This is a genomic window from Candidatus Accumulibacter sp. ACC003 (assembly GCF_907163085.1).
Taxonomy (GTDB): Bacteria; Pseudomonadota; Gammaproteobacteria; order Burkholderiales; family Rhodocyclaceae; genus Accumulibacter.
The window spans coordinates 26,101-44,780 of record NZ_CAJQTX010000008.1; the positions used below are offsets into that span (position 1 = coordinate 26,101).

Consider the following 18,680-nt stretch of genomic DNA (forward strand, 5'->3'; position numbering starts at 1 on the left):
GGAAGGTGGGTGCGCTGCACGCTTACGAACCAAATCTCCACTTGGTTTAGCCAACTGGCGCTGGTGGGCGTGAAGTGAAAGGTGACGTTGGGGTGAGCGGCGAGCCACTCGTCGTTTTTCTTGTGCGTGTTGAGGTTGTCCAAGATGACGTGGATCTCACGGTCGACGGGTTCATCAGCGATGGTCTCCTCCATGAAGGCCTGGAAATCAGCGCGCTTCTTGGTTAGGGTAGTCTTGCCTCGAATGACGCCGGTGGCCACTTCGAGGGCGGCGAACAGGTTGACCGTGCCATGGCGTTTGTAGGTGCTTTTCAGTCCCTGAACCACCTTTCCGCTACTGGTTTGGACATAGCCGCGCCGACGCTCCAGAGCCTGGATCGAGGGTTTCTCGTCGACGCTCAGGACCAGCGCGTTTTCAGGTGGGTTAAGGTACAACCCGATGACATCCGCTGCTTTGGCGGCGAACTCTGGGTCCGTGCTCACGCACCAGGAGCGATGCCGCTGCAGCTGGATGCCCTCCCGACGCAACACGCGCCACACGGCATCGTCCGATACTTCCAGCGCCTTCGCCAGCGAACCACCATCCCAACTTGCCATACCTTCCGGCGGTGTCCGTTCGAGTTGCGCCAGAATGCGGTCACGCAGATCCTGCCCGTACTTCGCCGGCTTGCCCGGCCGCGCAGCATCACGCAAGCCCGACAAACCATGCTCGGCAAAGCGCCGACGCCACAGCCCCACCGTGTTCGCACGTACGCCAACTGCGCGGGCAACCTCGTCGTTTCGCAGACCCTCCAAACAACCCAGCACGATTCTCGCTCGCTCGGCCAAGCGAACCTCGCCACTGCGACTCCGTGACATACGCTCCAATTCCTCCTTCACCTCCGCTGTGCAAGACAGCGCCACCGCCACACGTCCCACCACATCTACTCCACCACGAAGCAATGGAGAAGCATGATAGTTACTACCGGTTAACAATGCAATTAGACACTAGCATTGTGTTCACTCAACTCGAAATATGCTTGGTCAGCCCAGCGATCATCTGCGCGGATGCGCTGTACCTCTGGTTGTTGGCGCAGTACTCGGGCTCCACGCCCCGTGGCGTCGATCGTTTTGCTGGAGTCGAGTGGTTGGTCGCCAACGCCCAACTCTTTCAGGCGCGCCACCATACGTGTTGCCAATACGGCAAGGTCGACGACAGGCGTGCGAACCTGTTGAATGCCATGTCGATGGCCATCATGGTGCACTTCGCGTTCTGCGACCCTCCACGCATCAACGAGAATGTTCGGCCCCCACAGGTCAGCAAGGAGGCGCTCAGCCGCCGGCGAGAGTCCGATAATGGGTGCGCTGTGTGTGGGCTGGCGTACCTGAGCCACCCGCCACCCAGCTGTTGCCAAGAGTAACGCGACAGTGCATCCGGCCACACCGCCACCGTGGACCGTAGTAGCTTTCATTACTATGTCCCAGGCCTGCGCAGCCGAACGACGCGGCTCTCCGCATCGTTGTCGACCGTCAGGCGGTAAACATATATCCCCCCGGGGAGACCTTCGCCGCCGTCGTTGTCGCCGTCCCACTCCAAATGCCTGAACCCGGAAGCGGGGCTCTCGTCGTCGACCAATGTGCGCACCAAGCGTCCAAACTGATTCCAGACGTGCAGCGCAGCATGGCGAGCCCCCTTGGGAATGGTCAATTCGATTCCGATAGGGCCATCGAAGGATGCCGGCTGAGTCGTCGTCAGCATCTTTGCGCAGGGGATGCCGGGGGGGCTGGATTTCGGAAGTGCGCCCACCGTCAGCTTATATACGGTGCGACCGCTTGCATAGCCAGTGTGCACAGGGTCGCCGAAAAAGCGAAAGCGGTTGATGAAGGCGCCAACCTCGTTGGCATTCGCCCAACTTTCGCCCGCATCGGTAGTGGCACTGGTGAAGCCGCCGGTGAATGTGTCGTCGCCCCAGCCACCTACCCAGCCCCGGTTTTCATCAATGAATCCGACGCCTTCGAGATTTGCGTTGGTCTGGGGGTCGTTTATAGCCAGCCGTACCCACGTCTGCCCCCCGTCAACACTCTTGGCGATGGCTCCGGCGTTGACGTTTTCGAGCGAGACGTAACCGACATCGTCGTTGACCCAATGGATCTTCCAGCCCCACTCTCCTCGAGGATACTCATCCACCGTGGCGGCGAGGCGGTCGCGCCAAGTCGTGCCTCCATCATCGGTGTAGAGGATCACCGGCTGGACATCAGATCGGGAGGGCTCGCCCTTTCCGGATCGATCGAGCCCCCCGACTACCATACCCCGCTCGGCATTGAAGAAGTAGATATCCACGAGCAGGGTTGCGTTGGCCGACATGTCGAAGACCTGCCAAGTAGCTCCACCATCGGTCGTCTTCATCACCCGTGCTGGGTCATCCGGCTCGTTTGTACCGGAGGCCCACACGGTGTTCTCGTCGACGATGGATAGCCCACAAATCTTGACCGGTGCGTCTGAGGGGAGGTTGTTGACCGCCCGCCAGCTCTGGCCACCATCTTCAGTGTCGAACAGCACCTGCTCGGCAGAGATGGTTCCTGCCCACCCCCGTCGGGATGTGGCGAATGCCACCGAGCGAAGATAGATGGGGCGTCCATTCACCAGCGGCGTCTGGAACTGGCGGTTCCAGGAGTCACCGCCATCTGTTGTATGCAGGATATGCCCGTTGCTGTTCACCGCCCATCCAGTGTCCTTGTCCAGAAACCAGATATCGTCGTAGCGGGAACTCGCGTCCGGAGCGCCCGTCGGTGTCCAGTGGAAAGGCATGGGCTGCGGCTCCCCCACGGGACATCCCGCGTCGAGCCATTTGCGGAAGCACGTGATCTGCTTCGGCGCCCATGGCTGGCCGGGCGGCATGGACCCGCTCTTCACGGATCGGTAGATCACTTCGCCCTGCTCTTTTACCTGCTCGTAGCGACCGAGGTTTAGACCACGCATCGTTAGCATGCAGCTAATATCCCGTGCAGTGAACATCCCGCGAATGGTTCCGTGCCAAGTTACCTGCTCGGGGCAGTCGAAGGGGCGACCGTGGACAGAGGCTGCCCATTGGATGAATGCCTGCACGCGCGCCGAGGTCCAGCTGCCCTCCGGGTTTCGGTAGGCTGCGGGTGCGTCCTCGTCACCCAAGAGGTAGTTTGGCGGCATCGTGACCGAGCCGCCTGCACCCGTCACTCGCTCCAGGATTTGCACGACATTCTCGCGAATGGCGTCTTCGGACGCGATCCACGTGCCCATGCGGAATACATCTAGTGTCTAATTGCATTATTAACCGGTAGTAACTATCATGCTTCTCCATTGCTTCGTGGTGGAGGAGATGTGGTGGGACGTGTGGCGGTGGCGCTGTCTTGCACAGCGGAGGTGAAGGAGGAATTGGAGCGTATGTCACGGAGTCGCAGTGGCGAGGTTCGCTTGGCCGAGCGAGCGAGAATCGTGCTGGGTTGTTTGGAGGGTCTGCGAAACGACGAGGTTGCCCGCGCAGTTGGCGTACGTGCGAACACGGTGGGGCTGTGGCGTCGGCGCTTTGCCGAGCATGGTTTGTCGGGCTTGCGTGATGCTGCGCGGCCGGGCAAGCCGGCGAAGTACGGGCAGGATCTGCGTGACCGCATTCTGGCGCAACTCGAACGGACACCGCCGGAAGGTATGGCAAGTTGGGATGGTGGTTCGCTGGCGAAGGCGCTGGAAGTATCGGACGATGCCGTGTGGCGCGTGTTGCGTCGGGAGGGCATCCAGCTGCAGCGGCATCGCTCCTGGTGCGTGAGCACGGACCCAGAGTTCGCCGCCAAAGCAGCGGATGTCATCGGGTTGTACCTTAACCCACCTGAAAACGCGCTGGTCCTGAGCGTCGACGAGAAACCCTCGATCCAGGCTCTGGAGCGTCGGCGCGTGTTACGTCCGGCCGTAATCCAGACTCCTTGGCCCAAGCTTTTCGAGGTTGAAACGATGGCCGAGTCCCTCGCTGCAAGCGGAAGAGAGATCCCGCCTTGACGCTCTCAGGAATTGACCCACTTTTGCTCACGAAACCGGACCCGCCTAGTCGTCATGGCTGTGCGCACGAAAATGCCGCGCACACAGTCATTCCCGAGCGTACTCGCCTCTACACGGCGTCAAGGGTACGCTGCGCCGGGCTGCAAAAACCGCAGCCCGCCCTTGACCCCGCTCCGAGGCGAAAACCTGGGTGTTGGCGCGCGCCAACGGTGGGTCAATTTCCGTGAGCGAAAAAGGGTCAGTTTTCGTGAGCGTTGAGATCCCGGCGGCAGCGTGGGATGAAGGCCCTACCGAGGCGGCAGCGGTGGCGTCCGCCAAGGGGCTTCGGGATCGTACAGATTAATCTGCCGCTGGTGATAGCGGCGTAGCTGCACGAAGTAGGGGCTTTCGCATGCGGCGGCGAGCTGATTAAGGAATTCACTGAGCGCTGCCGCGCTTTCATCGGAGAGCCCATCGGGGAACAGCGGGAGAGCCGGATGGCGCTTCATCGCAATTCCTCGATCGCCAACTGCAACAGATCGTCCGGCAAATGATTCAGGCCACGCGGCACCGCCAGGCGCATCGCCGTGCGCAGAATTCGCCCGGCATGCCGCGGCAAGCCCTTGCTCGCCTGGCGCAAGATCTCCAGGCCTGAATCGCTGAGCAGCGTACTGGTACAACCGGCACTCTTCAGGCTGTGCTGGATCAGCTGCGCGAAGCGCTCGCGTTCGAGCACCGGCTTGAGCTGCACGCGCACCTGAATCCGCCCCGCCAGCGCCGCGTACGGCGCCCGCTCCAGCGTTTGCGCCAGTGTCGGATGGCCGATCAACCAGACCGCCATCACATCGCGCGTATCGAAGGCGAAGTTGAGGAAGGCCGGCAAATCCCGAAAGAACTCCGGCGGCAGATTCTGCGCCTCATCGATGATCCACACCGGCATCAGCTGACGGCTATCGACCAACTGCAGAATCCGCTCCTTCAGATCGCGCCACAGCTGCGCCCGCCGATACCCCGGCTCGACACCCAGCGCCCGTGCCAGACCGCGATAGATATCCAGCCGACCAAAGTCGGTCTCCGCCTGATAGATCACCTGATAACGATGCGGATTCAGGCCACGGGTCAATTGGCGCAAGGCCGCCGTCTTGCCCACCCCGGGTTCGCCGGTGATCAGGCCGACCCCGGGCGAGTGCAACAACCAGGCAAAGCGCTCGGCCAACTGTCCCAGCGTACCGTCATCCCACAGCTCGGCCGCTTGCTTGCCCAGCGGCGGATGCCGCAAACCAAAGTGTTGAAGGTCCACCTCACTCTCCTTCGGGGTCGTAGTACTGCTGATAGATCTGCTCGATCAGATTCGGGCCGCTCGTCCCTTTCTGGGGTTGGCTAGCGTCCGCCGGGTCAGGCGAGCGTCGTTGGCGCGTGGCATTGGCCAGCGCATCGAGTGGCGTCGCCGCACCGATCGATTCCCCTTGCTCGTCCTCGACGCCGATCACCGTCTCGGTATGCGGATCGACCACCAGAGACACCGTTTTACCCGACAGTTCAAAGGGCACCTCGAAGCGTTGTCCCTGATACGATACCGTGCCATCTTTGCGAACCAGTCGCGTGACGCGATGCTGGAACAGGGCATCGAGGCTTGCCGCCAACGGCCCCAACGGACGAATCCTGGACAGGTCCTGCTGGTAACGCGCCAACTGTGCGCGGCGGCGTGAATTTCGGTGGAAATGGGCGGTTTGAAATTCGTGCCTGTAAAGTGGCCGAGAGAGCGACGATTGGCGGCTCAATCGGGTCGTTCGAGCTATAGATCGTGGTCGTGATGAGGAGATGTTTCGCCCTGGTGGATCTGGCCGCCGGGTTCGAAACGCAACGGGCTAACGGACGCGTGCAATCGCCCGTCGACAGAAATCTGCGACGGGCGGTAGCCAGACTGGCGGCGAACTACCGCTTGTTACGCGGTAACGCGAAGTACTGATCGAAGACCTCGTCGCTCATCGCCCGCGTGGTGATCCGATCGGCGTCGAGGATGAGCTTTTCCAGGAAGGCCCGTCTCGTCACGCTGGCGTGGCGAGCCAAGCGAGCCAGAGCGAGGGCCGTCGCGGTCGAGACCCATACCTGCAAACGGCGTTCGCCGTTTTCGCCGGCGCAGGGTCGCTTGGCACGATAGGCTCGCTGCCTTTCTGCGGAAGTCGTCGCCATGAGCGCTCGTCCGTTACCGCGTAACGCCGACCGGATTGGCACCGGCGAACGACAGGTGCGCGCAGATCGGCCGGCAAATGGTGCCAGTCATGGCTCGATCTGGTCCTTCATGCGATAGCTCTTGCCCTCGATGATGACGGTTTCGGCATGGTGGAGCAGGCGGTCGAGGAGCGCTGAGGTCAGCGTGCTGTCGTGGTTGAAGATTTCCGACCAATGTTTGTAGGCGAGATTGGTCGTGATGACCAAGGCGCCGCGCTCATAGCGTTCGCTGATCACCTGGAAGAGCAGATCGGCGCCATGCTTGTCGATGGGCAGATAGCCGAGCTCGTCGACGACCAGCAGTCGCGGCTGCAGATACTTGCGCAGCTCGCGCTTGAGGCCACCCTGCGCCTGCGCGGCAGAAAGCGAGTTGATGATCTCGACCGCCGTGGTAAACAGCACCGGGTAGCCGTGCAGACAGGCGGTGTGGGCCAGCGCGATACTGAGATGGCTCTTGCCCAGGCCGACATTGGCCATGAAGATCACATTGCCCTTGTCCTCGATGAAACGCAGGCGAAAGAGATTCTGGATCTGCGGCCGGTTGATCTTCGTCGGCCAACTCCACTGGAACTGATCGAGCGTCTTGAGCACCGGCAATCGAGCCAGCCCGACGCGTCGCTGGATGCTGCGATCTTCACGGGCATGCGCCTCCCCTTCGATCAGGCGCGCCAGATACTCGACGTGCGACCACTGCTCGGCGCCCGCTTGCTGCGCCAGGGATTCAAAGTGCTCGCCCAGATGCGACAGTTTCAGGCTCGCCAGTTGGACGCGTAAGGCCTCGCTTGCCGCGGTGCCGGAAGCTTCAGTGCGCATGGCCATGCCCCTCATAAAGGGAGAGATCGGGTGCGGCGATCTCGATTTCCAGGAGGTCCTGGCGGCGGGTGAGATGGAGCGCACCGGCCGCCGGGATTTCGCGGGCCCGCATCTCCAGGATGTTGGCGACGTACTCACTACTGTAGGCGGCAAAGGCAATGCCATCCTGGATCGCCCGGTCGACGGCGTCGGCGCCATAGATCTCGCTCAAGGCGACGATCTTGCGCAGGTGATGGCGCGAGTTCACGCGGCGTTGCTCGATGCCCTCCAGATAGGCCGATGCGTGCCGCGAGAGACTCAGGAACTGCACCAGCAAGCGCTGCTCACGGGCATTTCGCCGCTGCGCGAGCAGCTCCTTCGGATGCTCGGGGTCCTCGATATCCTGGCGGCGATCGTAGCTGCGGACATGGCGGGCGACGAGCTTGTTCTGGTGGTAAATGCACACCCGGTCCGGGTACGCCTTCAGCGTCACCCGCTGACTCGCCAACTCGGCGGGGACCGAATAGTGGTTGCCTTCGAGCGCCACACGGAACTGCTTGGAAGCGCGCTGACTCTGGATGCGAGCGATGTCGTAGGGCATCGGATTGAGTGACTGCAGCTTCGCTTGCTCGTCCTTGAACAGGTCGACGGGTCGCTGGTGCGTTTCCCCATGGATGCGAACATTGGCGATGCTCGCCAGCCACAGCTCGGCGGCCGGGTTCACCGCGCTGAAGTCGAGAAGCTCCAGACCGTTCAGGAAATTCTTTTTGACATAACCCACACCGTTTTCGACGCGTCCTTTTTCGTGGCCTTGCCCGACGTTACACGCCGAGATCTCGAACCCCCAATGACGAGCGAAATCGACGTAGCGCGGATTGAACAGCGGCGCCTCACCGACGACGCGGGCGAGCACCGCCGATTTCAAATTCAGATTTCCTGATCTCGGAGGAAACCGGGTTGGCACTTCAGACAAGAGTGAAGGTCATTCTTGCCCCGGTTTCCGGATGCGGAAAATCTTGCAGGGTGAGTTCCTCGAGGAGCGCGGCGATAGCGCGATCATGAGCTGGGCTGGCCATCCGGTGAATTTTGATGGTCAGGGTGTTGGCTAGCGCGTTCGGTTCGATGTCAGCGGAAGAAACGAACAATTCGCGAATGAGCGCACGTGCGTCGTCCTCCTTCTTCAAGTGGCGGCGCAATAGCGCCACCATGGCGGTCTCGGCCCGGTAGGCGACCATTTTCACGGTATCGCAGAGCATCTTGTTCAGCGGCGGCAGTTGGGTCGGTCGCTCGGTCTCGGGCAGACTGTCGATCGTCACCTTTCGGGGGCTTGCCTTGCGCGCCGCGCAAAGTCGCTTGAGCTCCTCCTGAACGGCCTGCAGTGCTTCGACAGACTCGGCGTTTTTCTGGATTTCGCCGCCGTCGTTCAAGGCCGTCCTGGCGATTGCGGCCTGCAGTTTTCTTTCGCTCTGGCGGGTTTGCCTGACGGCCTTGTCGAGTTCCCGCCAGCGGGGGTTGACGACCTGGTGAGTGCCGGGAAGAGAGTGTAAGTATTCGGTGAACCCGTAGCCCCCGCTTTTTTGGTCGGCGTGGTTCAGTCAGCGATTGGCGGGTAGACCGGAAATCTGGACTGGACACAGCAGCGGAAATCCGGCACCATGCGGCGCATGGACACGGGTGCGGACATCATTGGCGGAGGATCGGCGGCAAGTCACCGCCAAGTGGCGCCGTTCGCCGAGGTGTTGGTGACGCTAACCAAGGAGCAGGAAATCAAGCTCCGTTGGGAGGCCAGCTTCTGGCGGAGCCAACATCGACAAGCGCTGGTTCGGTTGGCGCAATCGGAGGCAGCTCATCGGGTGGAAATGGCGCAAGCGGCGGCGCGCGAGGCGGCCTTGCGCAGCGAACTGGAGCAGGCCAAGGGCAAGATCCGCGATCTGCAAAAACGCCTGTTTGGTCGCAAGTCAGAACGCTCTTCGGGAGCCGAGAAGAACCCGGCGGCGGACCAAAAATCGTCGCGAGCTCGAGGTCAGCAACCGGGAGCAGCGGGTCACGGGCGGAACCCGGAAAGTCACTTGCCGACGCAGATCGAGGTCATCGACATCGACTGCCCGCATTGCCCGGACTGTGGTCTGGGCTACGTCGACTTTCCCGGCACGGAAGACAGTGAAGTCCTCGAGATCGAGGTCAAGGCCTACCGCCGGAAGATCTGCCGGCGGCGCTACCGGCGGACCTGTCAGTGTTCGGGCGCGCGGGGTATTCTGACCGCGCCACCGCCGGCACGATTGATCCCGCGTGGAAAGTACGGCGTGTCGATCTGGGTGCACCTGCTGCTGTCGAAGTTCTTGTACGGCCAGCCGACGCATCGGCTTCTGCGAGACTTGTCCGACCACGGACTGACGCTCTCGGCAGGAACGGTGGCCGGCGGACTGCGTGCCTTGGCACCGCTGTTCGAGCCGCTTGAAGAAGCACTGCTTGGCCAACTACGCAGCGAGAAACAGTGGCACGCAGACGAGACCCGCTGGCGGGTCTTTGCCGAGACCGAAGGGAAGGTCGGACATCGCTGGTATTTCTGGGTGTTCCACGGCCCATCGGTCATCCACTTCGTGCTCGACCCGAGCCGCTCGGCGGCGGTGCCGATCCGGGAGCTCTCCGGTAGCGCCGGAGGAGTCATCATCTGTGATCGCTATTCGGCCTACAAGAAGCTCGCGCGAGTCCTTGACCACTTCATTCTGGCTTTCTGCTGGGCACATCAGCGGCGTGATTTCCTGGAACTGGCCAACGCCCATCCGGAGCTCGCGGACTGGGCACTGGCCTGGGTCGAGCAGATCGCTCAGCTCTACCACTTGAATGGACGGCGCCTGGAAGTCCGTAGCGACCCAGTACAGTGGGCCGAACGCGACCGCGCCTTGCGGCAGGCGATCACGCAAATGGCCAGTCAACGGGAAAGCGAACTGGCGAACCCGGCGCTCAAAATGCCGGCGAGCAAGGTGCTGCGAAGCATGCGCAAACATTGGTCCGGCCTGACCGTCTTTGTCGACCGCCCCGAGGTGGCGATGGACAATAATGCCGCCGAGCGCGCACAGCGCACGCCGGTGGTCGCACGCAAGAACTTCTATGGGTCGGGCAGTCTCTGGTCCGGCGCACTCGCCGCGACGATGTTCAGCTTGCTGCTGACGCTGCGCTTGTGGGGAATCAACCCGCGCACCTGGCTGACGGCGTATCTGGAGGCCTGCGCCGCCAACGGCAACCTGCCGCCGACGGACTTGAGTGCCTTTCTGCCCTGGGCGATGGCGACCGATCGACTGGCTCAGATGCGTGGCATCCCGGTCGATCAGAGCCGTCCCATCGATAGCTCGTGAAGCCTTATTGCGGGCGTCACTTTACCGACGACGAACTGCAGGCCCTCTGCCGCCTGATCGAAGCCCATCCTGGCAGCAGCCGCGCGCAACTGTCGCGCCAGGTGTGTGAGCTCTTCGACTGGCGTAAGCCCAATGGCGAGCTGAAGGATATGACCTGCCGGGTGGCCATGCTGCGTATGCAGGCCGACGGCCTGCTCACCCTGCCGGCGGCACGACGGGCCGCTCCTCGCCAACCCGAGTATCTGCCTACTCACGCCACCGATCCACAACCGTTGCTCACTCAGCCGGTGCATGAACTGCCGCCGCTGCGTCTGCATCAGGTCGTCGGTTCGGCGAACTCGCGTCTGTGGAACGAGTACATCGCCCGCTACCACTATCTCGGCCACACGCCCATGGCGGGCAGTCAGAGCCGCTACTTCGTCTTCGCCGGCGAGACCCTGGTCGCCTTGCTCAGCTTCGGCGCCAGCGCCTGGAAACTCGCCGCGCGCGAGCAATTCATCGGTTGGCACGATGAGCAGCGACAAAGGAACCTGCAACTGGTGGTGAACAATGCCCGCTTTCTGATCCTGCCCTGGATCCAGTGCAAGGGCCTGGCCTCCAAGATCCTCTCGCTTATGCAGCGGCAACTGCCCAAGGACTGGCTGGCGCGCTACGGCTACCGCCCCGTACTGCTCGAAACCTTCGTCGAGACGCCCCGCCATCGCGGCACCTGCTACCAGGCCGCCAACTGGATCAAGGTCGGTCAAACCGCCGGGCGAGGCAAGAAATGCCCCACCAGCAAGTCCATCCTCCCGATCAAGGACATCTGGCTCTACCCCCTTCACAGAGCCTTCCGATCAGTCCTCTGCCGCTAACCCGCCTCGGCAATGGCGCTGGCGCGCTACGGGTTGGCCGAATACTTACAAGAGAGTCGTCTCCGTACTCGATAAGTCCATCAATATCATAGTGTTCCATCATGTACGCGAAGTAGTTTTCCTGGCACCAACGGGCGAACATCCGCCCAGCGATGGTGGTGTTTCCGAGTTGCCGGGCGGTCGTGATCACGGCTGTTTGATGTCCCGTCTGGGTCAGCCGACGAACTTCGCTCACGGCCAGGCTGCTATCGCCTGTGCCGAGTCGGGTTTCGCGCATGGCGAGTTTCATCCCGGTGCTGCCGCCTGCCGGCAGATGGACTTCCTGTTCCTGAAACACCTCTTCGGACCAGAGGTCCTTGACGTTCTTGCGGTAGGTCAGTGCGCCGATGCGCTGTTTCCAGAGTCTGCCGAGGAGACTCTGGGTGGCCCCTTCCCGATCGAAGACCATGACAAACCGGTGCAGGGTCGGGTCGGCGTCCAGTTCGGCCGGCGTCGGCTGTCCCGGGACAATCTCCAGCAGTTGGGGGACGATGTCCTTGAGCAGGGTCTCGGCGAGTCCGTCATTGAGCGGCTGCGAAACCACAAAGAACGGGCGACCCAGGGCATCGTTAACCCAGTAGTCGGTGGTGCCCCGCAGGCACAGGCGTTCGCGCGAGACGTAGCGCTTCGACAGCCTGGCCTGCTCGCCGTGATACACCCGAACATGACCATCGACATACAGGTAACCCGCTTCTTCTGGCTCACTTTCCATCCAGAGCTTCGCGAGATCCCGCATCCAGGCTGCCGGGTCACCCGTCTTGGCCAGCAGATGGACCTTTTCCCGCAGGGTGCGGACTTCCGGTACCCGGTCCAGGCCGATGACTTTGCCGAGTTCTCCGGGCGAGGTTTGTCGCAGATGTTCCGGCCGCTTGATTCGCCCCAGGGCCATGAAGCCGAGGACGAGAAGGATGTGCAAGGCGCTGTAGAATCCCCGGGGCAGCTTGAGATGGCGATCCAGGCCGGTCAGTAGCCCGTTCGCGCACAAGGCCGGCAAGCCGGCCAACAGCCCCCCCATCGCCACATCGTGGCTCGCTTCGAAGCGCGTCGTCGCACCGGTCGCCAATCCCAGCGCCGTTTGGATCCGCTCGTCGGCGCGCGTGCAGGCGGTGCCCATCCCCGCGGCGGCTTCCGCATCCGCCCGGCTGCGCTCACTCTTGGTGCTCGCCGCTTCCAACTCCCCTGCCTCTTGCGGCAAGGCGGCCAACTGCGGCACGCCCTGGCGCCGGATCGCCTTGCGCAGCGTCGACTCCTGGACGCCCACCTGCCGTGCCACTTCGGCAGGACGCTTTCCCTCGCTCAACAGCCGCGCGCATTCGGCACTCTTGTCCGGCGTCATGATCCGCGGCCGGCTCGCCGCCGCCGGTCGAAAGAAAGACGATGGCCCGGCTTTGCGGCTTTGTCCCACCCAGTTCATCAGCGTGCGGTGCGGGATGCACAGCGGTGGCCTTTCCAGTTCGACCGCCTTGACGTGCCCGTTCTCCATCAGGCTGGTCAGAGCGAACCTGCGGCCAGCGTCGTCTCCTACGGGGTGCGAGAAGTAATTGTCTCCCCCAACAAAGTAGATCGCTTGGCCATCCTTCTCCAGAATCGCCAACCCTTCTCCCACTTTCTGCGCACCATCCGGAAACCCTGGAAGCCACGATTGCCTCAACGTCTGCTCCTCCTTGCACTCCTAGCGAAGCTTGGTTTATGCCATAAGAAAATCATGGCCGTCAAAATAAAGTGCCACGTGCAATTCCGGAATTCTACCTACATTCCCGGCCGGGATCAGGAAATCTGAAATTGTCGATCATCAAGCGGGCTGGGCAACCCCGGAACGCCGTGAAGGCGTGCTCATGGGCGGCGAGGAAATGCTCCATGGTTTGCGAGACGGTGAACTCGACGTACATCAGGCGGCTGTAGCACAGCACCATGACGAAGAAGGACAGTCGCCGACGCGTCGAGCCGACCGCGATGCTGCCGTATTCGCCCCAGTCAACCTGGGCGCATTCCCCGGGGGCAAAGGAGAGCTTGAGAAAGGCGGGCCGACGCACCGGCCGGACCTTGCGTACATACGTCTTGACGATCGTGTAGCCGCCCGTAAAACCTTCCTCGCGCAGGCGCTGGAAGATCTGCTGCGCGCTGTACGGGTGGCTTTCCAGCAGGCGAACGATGCGCGCCTTGAAGGGGTCGAGGCGACTGCTGCGTGGTGGCGACTGGCGGGCATGAAACTGCGCGACGCCGACCCACTTCGCCACCGTGTCCGCATCCAGAGCGAGGGCGCGGGCGGTCTGCGCGATGGTCAGCTGCTGCCGATCGTGGTGATCCTTGATCTTGCAGTAGGTTTCGTAGTCGATCATGGCGTCCGTCCCAGAGCAGCGCGCAGCTGACCGATTCGGATGTCAATCTCGTCCGCTGCCAGTTCGTCCGCTTCGATGCGCCGGGCAGCATCTAGCGCCAGTACCTGGTAGAGCGGGCGTTGATAGGCGATCAGGCCGACGTGGACGAGGTCGCCACGTGCCTGGCTGAGCCGGGCAAGGCCGATCGACAGGCGCCGGCCGAGTACGGCATCCGAGTAGTAGCTGCGCCCCTGGGCGTCGGCGACGGTGACCAGAAACAGATAGAGTGCCGCCGCTGGGGGATCACAGCGATCGAGGTAAGGTTGCCGCACCAGGCGGTGGTCGACCCAGCTGAACTGGGCCGGGATCGTTCGCATCCGTTCCGGACAGAGCACCCGTTTGATGGTCATCGCCGATCCTCCCCGCCAAGATGTCATGCCCCAGTTGTAGCAGCTGGCGGGTGCTCCTGGCGATGTCATCCTGTAACGCACTGCCCGTGAATTGTGCGATAAAGCCAATCAAAACAGCGGGTTGGTCGCGCCAGACATCTTGTAACGCCGTTTCTGCCTTATTCTGGAAATCTTCAGCGATTTCAAGCGCTTGGACCGGGCAGACCTCTTGTAACGCAAGCGTTGGGGGCGACTCCGCAGCGCTTGCCTTGGGTGGTCGTCGCCAGTAGCCCGGGTGCTCAGCCCGCCAAGCCTGCACCCGCGCGACATTCTCTGGTCCGCGGAAGTAGTCCTGGTTCTCCGGTTTGGCGAGCCAGGCGCGACGACTCGCCGCCCGGCTTGCCTTCCGACAGTCCACTTTGGCGCAGTACTTCTGGCGGCCCGCGTTGCGCGCATCCGCCTGGAAGATCTCTCCGCAAAACAAACAGTTGTGCCGTCCCTGGTGCGCCATGGCTCGCCCTCCTTGCGCCGCATAATGCAACGCCATGGCATGCTACGAGGCCCCACGCGCACGCTGACGGAAAGGAGGAAAAGCGAAGAACGAAAAAGAGCGAAGAGCGAGGAAGAAGAGCCAGCAAACCCTTCAGAGGAAAGCCGTCGAAGAAGATCGACGAAGAAAATACACGACTTTCAAACCGCCAGAATTAACGGACTTTCAGAACGCCGCTGACACCAACGGCGTCATGCCGGCGAGACCGGCGTGCGGGCTGCGGTGATAGACCTGTTCAAGCCACGCCCAGAGGCGGGCATTGAGATCGTCCAGGCTGGCGATATGGCGCTCATCGAGTTCGCTGAGAAACTGATCGCGGCAGCGGCGGTGCCAGCGCTCCAACTTCCCTTTGCCCTCGGGCGCGTACGGCCGGCAGTGAATCAGATGGATGCCCAGCCGGGCGCAGATCCCTTGCAGCGTCTCGGCGCGGTAGGCGGCGCCGTTATCGACCACCAGCTTGAGCGGAATGCCGCGCTTGAGCACCGCCTGCTTGAGCACGCCTTCGATATCCAGGGCGGTTTCTCCGGGGCAGAAGGCGCTGTGCGTGAGCAGCCGGGAGGCGTCGTCGAAGAGCGATACGAGATAGCTCTTGGCGAGTTTGCCGTCGATCGGCACGCGTGGGCCGTGCATCACGTCGCCGTACCAGATCGCCCCCGCTGTCGCGGCGACGAAGCTGCGTTTCTCCTCGGGCAGGCTGGCCGAGCCGGTGATCCGTGACAGGCCGTGCTGCTGCAGCAGACGGTGAATGGTCGACCGGGCCAGGCGGCCACGGGCGACGGTGCCGGTGGCTTCGAGCAATTGTCGAATCTGGCACAGCGAGCGCCGCGGGTTGTCGCGCTTGGCGGCGAGAATGGCCGCCTGGGTGGCGGCCGGGAGCTTCGATTGGCCGCGGTCGGCGCGCGGCTTGGGCGTCAGGCCATCAAGCTGGTGGAGGCGCCAGGCGTAGTACCACGCCTGAATCGTCTTCTCGCTCAGATAGCGCCGACGGCTGCCGGGGATGGCGTACTCGCGGCTGGCCAGCTCCCGGAGGAGCTGTTGCAGTTCGCCACGTTCCAGCCGCTCGCGGCTGATCAGGGGACCGAGAACGGACAGGCGAAACAGGGCTTTCGGATCAATCGGGTTCATAACCACTCCTGGTGATAAATCGGAGCGGTGATCAAACCAGAACGGCCGTTCTAATGACAGGAGCAAACTGTGTGGGGTCCCCGCCCGGGCGGGGACCTCACCGTCTGCCGCTCGTTCGGAATCAGTTCATCACGGGACGCTGATCTGCCGATCAAGCCAGGTCATGGCCTGTGCCAGGCCGATCGATTCGAACACCCGGCGCCAGAAAGCGCTGCCGTCGACCGTCCGCCCGAGGTCGGCAAAGCGAGCACGCAGGTGAAACTCGAACAGCAGGCGGCGCTCCTGGAGCCAGGCCCACCAGCGACCGGCGGTGCGCCGCTCGGGCGCCGCGCCGGGTGCGCCGGGGCGATCGGGCGCGCCGCTCAGCCGCTGTGCCAGGACCGCTTGCTGCACTGACCAGTCATACCAGCGGCGCGGCGCGATGCACGCCGGCAGACGCGAACACGTCCGCCGACATCCAGAGCAACAGTAGCGGCAGATCGGCACCGGATTGAGTGAATCCTGCCCGGCTCGCCGGTCGGCCTTGCGCTCGTAGTGCCCGTGCTGCCAGAGAATCTTCAGGCCGCAATGCGGGCAGCACGGCGGTCGATACGCTTCGGGGGTTTGCTTGATGGCCTCAAGATGCTGCTCGATCGTCTCGATGCCGGCTACAATTCGCTGCATGGGCTGGGCGCTTTGCTGTGTGGTTTGTCTTGATAACTTCCCACGATAGCAGAGTTGTCCCGGCCCTTCTTTCGTTCACTTCGTCCCAACATCCTTCAGGCAGGCCGCCTTCTTTCGCTCTGACCGTTCTCGGGATGAAGCGCGCCGTCAGACCCGGGAGAGCGGCGGACGTAGCACTTTGCTCGCCTCGTCGACCGCGTGCTGCGCTTCCGGAGGCATGTAGTTCTCGTCGTGCTTGGCCAACACCTCGTTGGCCATGAAGTGGCCGTTGGCGTCGATCTGGCCGTGGGCGACGACGCCCTTTCCTTCGCGGAACATGTCGGGGAGGATGCCCGTGTAAGCCGTCTGGATATCCTTGGCGGTGTCGGTGACGACCAAGTTCACCGTCAGGTTGTCGCGCTTGACCGAGCCTTCCTTGACCAGCCCGCCGATGCGGAAAGCACGGTCCCTGGGTGCCTCACCGGCGGCGACCTGGGTCGGCGTAAAGAAGAAGACGAGGTTGCTGTTCATGGCATTGAGGACCAGCGCGGTGGCGACGGCGAGGGTCGCCAGTCCGCCACCGATCAAGGCCAGCCGCTTCTGTCGGGGCGTCATGCAGGCCCGGCATTGTTGCGCAGCGCGGCGATACGTTCGGCCAGCGGCGGGTGGGTCATGAACAGGCGCTTGATGCCGCTGCCACCGCCACCGCTGATACCGAAGGCCGCCAGTTTTTCCGGCAGGGGCGCGGGATGCTGCGAGTTCAGGCGCTCCAGCGCGGCGATCATCTGCGGCCGCCCGGCGAGAGCGGCGCCGCCCTGGTCGGCGCGGAATTCGCGTTGGCGTGAGAACCACATGACGATGATCGAAGCGAGGACGCCGAGCACCAGTTCGGCGACGATCATGGTGACGTAGAAAGCCGGCCCCTGGCCGCGCTCGGTCTTGAAAACGACGCGATCGACGAGATGGCCGATGACGCGCGACAGGAACATGACGAAGGTGTTCACCACGCCCTGGATCAGCGCCAGCGTCACCATGTCGCCGTTGGCGATGTGGGCGATTTCGTGACCGATGACGGCTTCGGCCTCGCTTTTCGACATCTGCTGCAAGAGGCCGCTGGAAACCGCCACCAGCGAACTGTTCTTGCTCATGCCGGTGGCGAAGGCGTTGACCTCGGGCGTGTCGAAAATGCCGACCTCGGGCATCTTGATGCCGGCTTTGGCCGAGTAGCTGCGTACCGTTTCCAGCAGCCAGAACTCGGTGCTGTTCGCCGGCGTCTCGATCACCTGCACGCCCATCGCCTTCTTCGCCGACCACTTGGAGATGGCGAGCGAGATGAAGGAACCGCCAACACCCATGACCGCGGCAAAGATCATCAGCGACGTGAGATTCAGCCCGTTGGCGTTCAGGTAGGGCTCGACACCCAGCACGCGCATGCTGACGGAGAGCACCAACACGATGGCCATGTTGGTGGCGAGGAAGAGCACGACGCGTTTCATGGATTGTCCTTGGCGGTGAGGTTTGGCGACGGCGTTTGGCGAAAGCCGGACGGCGCCGTTGCGCCGACCGCGAGCATCGGTTTCAGGGCGCGGATTTCGTCGCGCAGGCTGCGCATCTCGGCGTGCAGGTCGGCCTCGATGTGCTCGCGGGCCGCTTGCACGGCCAGGTTCGTGTCGTGCTGCTCGGCCTCGGTGTAGCTTTGCATGGCGTTGACGATGATGGCGATGAACAGGTTGAGCATGGTGAAGGTCGCCACCAGGATGAAGGGGATGAAGAAAGTCCAGGCGTAGGGGAAGTTCTCCATCACCGGGCGGGCGATGCCCATCGACCAGCTCTCCAGGGTCATGATCTGGAACAGCGTAAAGAGCGAGCGGGCGAGGTCGCCGAACCATTCCGGGTGGGCCGCGGCGAACAGCTTGGTGGCAATCACCGCGAAGACGTAATAGATGATCAGCAGCACCAGGGCGATCGAGCCGAGGCCCGGAATCGCCGCCAGCAAGGCGCTGACCACGCGTCGCATCGACGGCACCATGGTCAGCAGACGCAGCACGCGCAACACCCGTAGCGCCCGCAGCACGGCCAGCGGCCCGCTCGCCGGGAGCAACGCGATGGCGACCACGGCGAGATCGAAGACGCTCCATGGGTCGCGCCAGAAGGCCGCGCGGTGAGCGTAAAGGCGCAAGGCGATTTCGCCGACGAATACCGCCAGAATGGCCCGGTCGAACACGGCGATCAGCCCGCCGGTCGCCGCCATCGCACTGGCCGAGGTTTCCAGGCCGAGCAAGGCGGCATTGAGCACGATCAGCGCGATGATGAAGTTCTGCACGCGCGGCTGCTCGAGCCAGGCGCGTAGCCGCTGGCGGGCATCGCTTGGCAGGTGGTCATCGATGTTGGTATTCATG

The 18,680-nt window shown here is 62.8% G+C and carries 17 protein-coding genes and 3 pseudogenes; 3 read left to right on the top strand and 17 right to left on the bottom strand.

Annotated features, from left to right (window positions below):
* Window positions 1-14: 14 nt before the first annotated feature.
* Window positions 15-917: pseudogene (locus tag QZ656_RS18210) on the bottom strand (IS630 family transposase); the annotation flags it as partial.
* Between the two features lie 535 nt (window positions 918-1,452).
* Window positions 1,453-3,255 (bottom strand): YCF48-related protein, encoded by a 1,803-nt coding sequence (locus QZ656_RS18215; protein ID WP_291994718.1) that lies wholly within the window; start codon window positions 3,253-3,255, stop codon window positions 1,453-1,455.
* An 84-nt stretch (window positions 3,256-3,339) separates the two neighbouring features.
* On the opposite strand from QZ656_RS18215, the pseudogene QZ656_RS18220 reads away from it, so the two are divergent.
* Window positions 3,340-3,897, top strand: a pseudogene (locus QZ656_RS18220) (IS630 family transposase); the annotation flags it as partial.
* A 395-nt stretch (window positions 3,898-4,292) separates the two neighbouring features.
* Here the strand turns inward: QZ656_RS18220 and QZ656_RS18225 are convergent.
* The 7 genes from QZ656_RS18225 to QZ656_RS18255 form a co-directional block, all read right to left on the bottom strand.
* Complete coding sequence (locus tag QZ656_RS18225) at window positions 4,293-4,493, bottom strand: hypothetical protein (protein ID WP_291994719.1); 201 nt, start codon at window positions 4,491-4,493, stop codon at window positions 4,293-4,295.
* The gene (locus QZ656_RS18230; protein WP_291991614.1) at window positions 4,490-5,284 is read right to left on the bottom strand and encodes an ATP-binding protein; all 795 of its coding nucleotides are present in this window, start codon (window positions 5,282-5,284) and stop codon (window positions 4,490-4,492) included. The genes QZ656_RS18225 and QZ656_RS18230 overlap by 4 nt, the downstream gene beginning before the upstream one ends.
* A 1-nt stretch (window position 5,285) precedes the next feature.
* Complete coding sequence (locus QZ656_RS18235) at window positions 5,286-5,675, bottom strand: Mu transposase C-terminal domain-containing protein (RefSeq protein ID WP_291994720.1); 390 nt, start codon at window positions 5,673-5,675, stop codon at window positions 5,286-5,288.
* A 244-nt stretch (window positions 5,676-5,919) separates the two neighbouring features.
* Complete coding sequence (locus QZ656_RS18240; RefSeq protein ID WP_291991757.1) at window positions 5,920-6,177, bottom strand: hypothetical protein; 258 nt, start codon at window positions 6,175-6,177, stop codon at window positions 5,920-5,922.
* 87 nt (window positions 6,178-6,264) lie between these two features.
* Window positions 6,265-7,029 (bottom strand): IS21-like element helper ATPase IstB, encoded by a 765-nt coding sequence (gene istB, locus QZ656_RS18245; RefSeq protein WP_291994721.1) that lies wholly within the window; start codon window positions 7,027-7,029, stop codon window positions 6,265-6,267.
* Window positions 7,019-7,933: a hypothetical protein gene (locus QZ656_RS18250; RefSeq protein WP_291994722.1), complete on the bottom strand. Its 915-nt coding sequence runs from the start codon at window positions 7,931-7,933 to the stop codon at window positions 7,019-7,021. Before QZ656_RS18250 ends, istB begins: the two co-directional genes overlap by 11 nt.
* A gap of 40 nt (window positions 7,934-7,973) precedes the next feature.
* Window positions 7,974-8,603, bottom strand: a complete 630-nt coding sequence (locus QZ656_RS18255) for a putative transposase (protein WP_366522201.1) — start codon at window positions 8,601-8,603, stop codon at window positions 7,974-7,976.
* Window positions 8,604-8,663: 60 nt separating this feature from the next.
* Between QZ656_RS18255 and QZ656_RS18260 the strand changes: the two genes are divergently transcribed.
* Together QZ656_RS18260 and QZ656_RS18265 are read left to right on the top strand one after the other, a co-directional pair.
* Window positions 8,664-10,364 (top strand): IS66 family transposase, encoded by a 1,701-nt coding sequence (locus tag QZ656_RS18260; RefSeq protein ID WP_291991655.1) that lies wholly within the window; start codon window positions 8,664-8,666, stop codon window positions 10,362-10,364.
* Window positions 10,361-11,218, top strand: a complete 858-nt coding sequence (locus tag QZ656_RS18265) for a DUF4338 domain-containing protein (protein ID WP_291991636.1) — start codon at window positions 10,361-10,363, stop codon at window positions 11,216-11,218. Before QZ656_RS18260 ends, QZ656_RS18265 begins: the two co-directional genes overlap by 4 nt.
* On the opposite strand, the gene QZ656_RS18270 is transcribed toward QZ656_RS18265, so the two are convergent.
* The 8 genes and pseudogenes from QZ656_RS18270 to QZ656_RS18305 form a co-directional block, all read right to left on the bottom strand.
* The gene (locus QZ656_RS18270) at window positions 11,160-12,851 is read right to left on the bottom strand and encodes a helix-turn-helix domain-containing protein (RefSeq protein ID WP_291994724.1); all 1,692 of its coding nucleotides are present in this window, start codon (window positions 12,849-12,851) and stop codon (window positions 11,160-11,162) included. The two genes, QZ656_RS18265 and QZ656_RS18270, sit on opposite strands and share 59 nt — an antisense overlap.
* 151 nt (window positions 12,852-13,002) lie before the next feature.
* Window positions 13,003-13,596, bottom strand: a complete 594-nt coding sequence (locus QZ656_RS18275; RefSeq protein ID WP_366522198.1) for a hypothetical protein — start codon at window positions 13,594-13,596, stop codon at window positions 13,003-13,005.
* Window positions 13,593-13,985, bottom strand: coding sequence for a hypothetical protein (locus QZ656_RS18280; protein ID WP_291994725.1), 393 nt, complete (start codon window positions 13,983-13,985; stop codon window positions 13,593-13,595). Before QZ656_RS18280 ends, QZ656_RS18275 begins: the two co-directional genes overlap by 4 nt.
* 712 nt (window positions 13,986-14,697) lie before the next feature.
* Window positions 14,698-15,639, bottom strand: a pseudogene (locus QZ656_RS18285) (DDE-type integrase/transposase/recombinase); the annotation flags it as partial.
* Window positions 15,640-15,768: 129 nt separating this feature from the next.
* Window positions 15,769-16,302, bottom strand: a complete 534-nt coding sequence (locus QZ656_RS18290) for a DUF6431 domain-containing protein (protein ID WP_291991638.1) — start codon at window positions 16,300-16,302, stop codon at window positions 15,769-15,771.
* Window positions 16,303-16,449: 147 nt separating this feature from the next.
* Window positions 16,450-16,896 (bottom strand): cytochrome c maturation protein CcmE, encoded by a 447-nt coding sequence (gene ccmE / locus QZ656_RS18295; RefSeq protein WP_291994726.1) that lies wholly within the window; start codon window positions 16,894-16,896, stop codon window positions 16,450-16,452.
* Complete coding sequence (htpX, locus tag QZ656_RS18300) at window positions 16,893-17,777, bottom strand: protease HtpX (protein ID WP_291994727.1); 885 nt, start codon at window positions 17,775-17,777, stop codon at window positions 16,893-16,895. The genes ccmE and htpX overlap by 4 nt, the downstream gene beginning before the upstream one ends.
* A complete protein-coding gene (locus tag QZ656_RS18305; RefSeq protein ID WP_291994728.1) occupies window positions 17,774-18,679 on the bottom strand; it encodes an ion transporter in 906 nt (301 codons plus the stop codon). Before QZ656_RS18305 ends, htpX begins: the two co-directional genes overlap by 4 nt.
* Window position 18,680: the final 1 nt, after the last annotated feature.

Excerpts from the sequence above, each read along its gene's own strand:
- QZ656_RS18305 (WP_291994728.1), bottom strand. The coding sequence starts at position 18,679 with ATGAATACCAACATCGATGACCACCTGCCAAGCGATGCCCGCCAGCGG.
- QZ656_RS18290 (WP_291991638.1), bottom strand. The coding sequence starts at position 16,302 with ATGCAGCGAATTGTAGCCGGCATCGAGACGATCGAGCAGCATCTTGAG.
- QZ656_RS18225 (WP_291994719.1), bottom strand. The coding sequence starts at position 4,493 with ATGAAGCGCCATCCGGCTCTCCCGCTGTTCCCCGATGGGCTCTCCGAT.
- QZ656_RS18275 (WP_366522198.1), bottom strand. The coding sequence starts at position 13,596 with ATGATCGACTACGAAACCTACTGCAAGATCAAGGATCACCACGATCGG.
- istB (WP_291994721.1), bottom strand. The coding sequence starts at position 7,029 with ATGCGCACTGAAGCTTCCGGCACCGCGGCAAGCGAGGCCTTACGCGTC.
- QZ656_RS18240 (WP_291991757.1), bottom strand. The coding sequence starts at position 6,177 with ATGGCGACGACTTCCGCAGAAAGGCAGCGAGCCTATCGTGCCAAGCGA.
- QZ656_RS18280 (WP_291994725.1), bottom strand. The coding sequence starts at position 13,985 with ATGACCATCAAACGGGTGCTCTGTCCGGAACGGATGCGAACGATCCCG.
- htpX (WP_291994727.1), bottom strand. The coding sequence starts at position 17,777 with ATGAAACGCGTCGTGCTCTTCCTCGCCACCAACATGGCCATCGTGTTG.
- QZ656_RS18260 (WP_291991655.1), top strand. The coding sequence starts at position 8,664 with ATGCGGCGCATGGACACGGGTGCGGACATCATTGGCGGAGGATCGGCG.
- QZ656_RS18215 (WP_291994718.1), bottom strand. The coding sequence starts at position 3,255 with ATGGGCACGTGGATCGCGTCCGAAGACGCCATTCGCGAGAATGTCGTG.
- ccmE (WP_291994726.1), bottom strand. The coding sequence starts at position 16,896 with ATGACGCCCCGACAGAAGCGGCTGGCCTTGATCGGTGGCGGACTGGCG.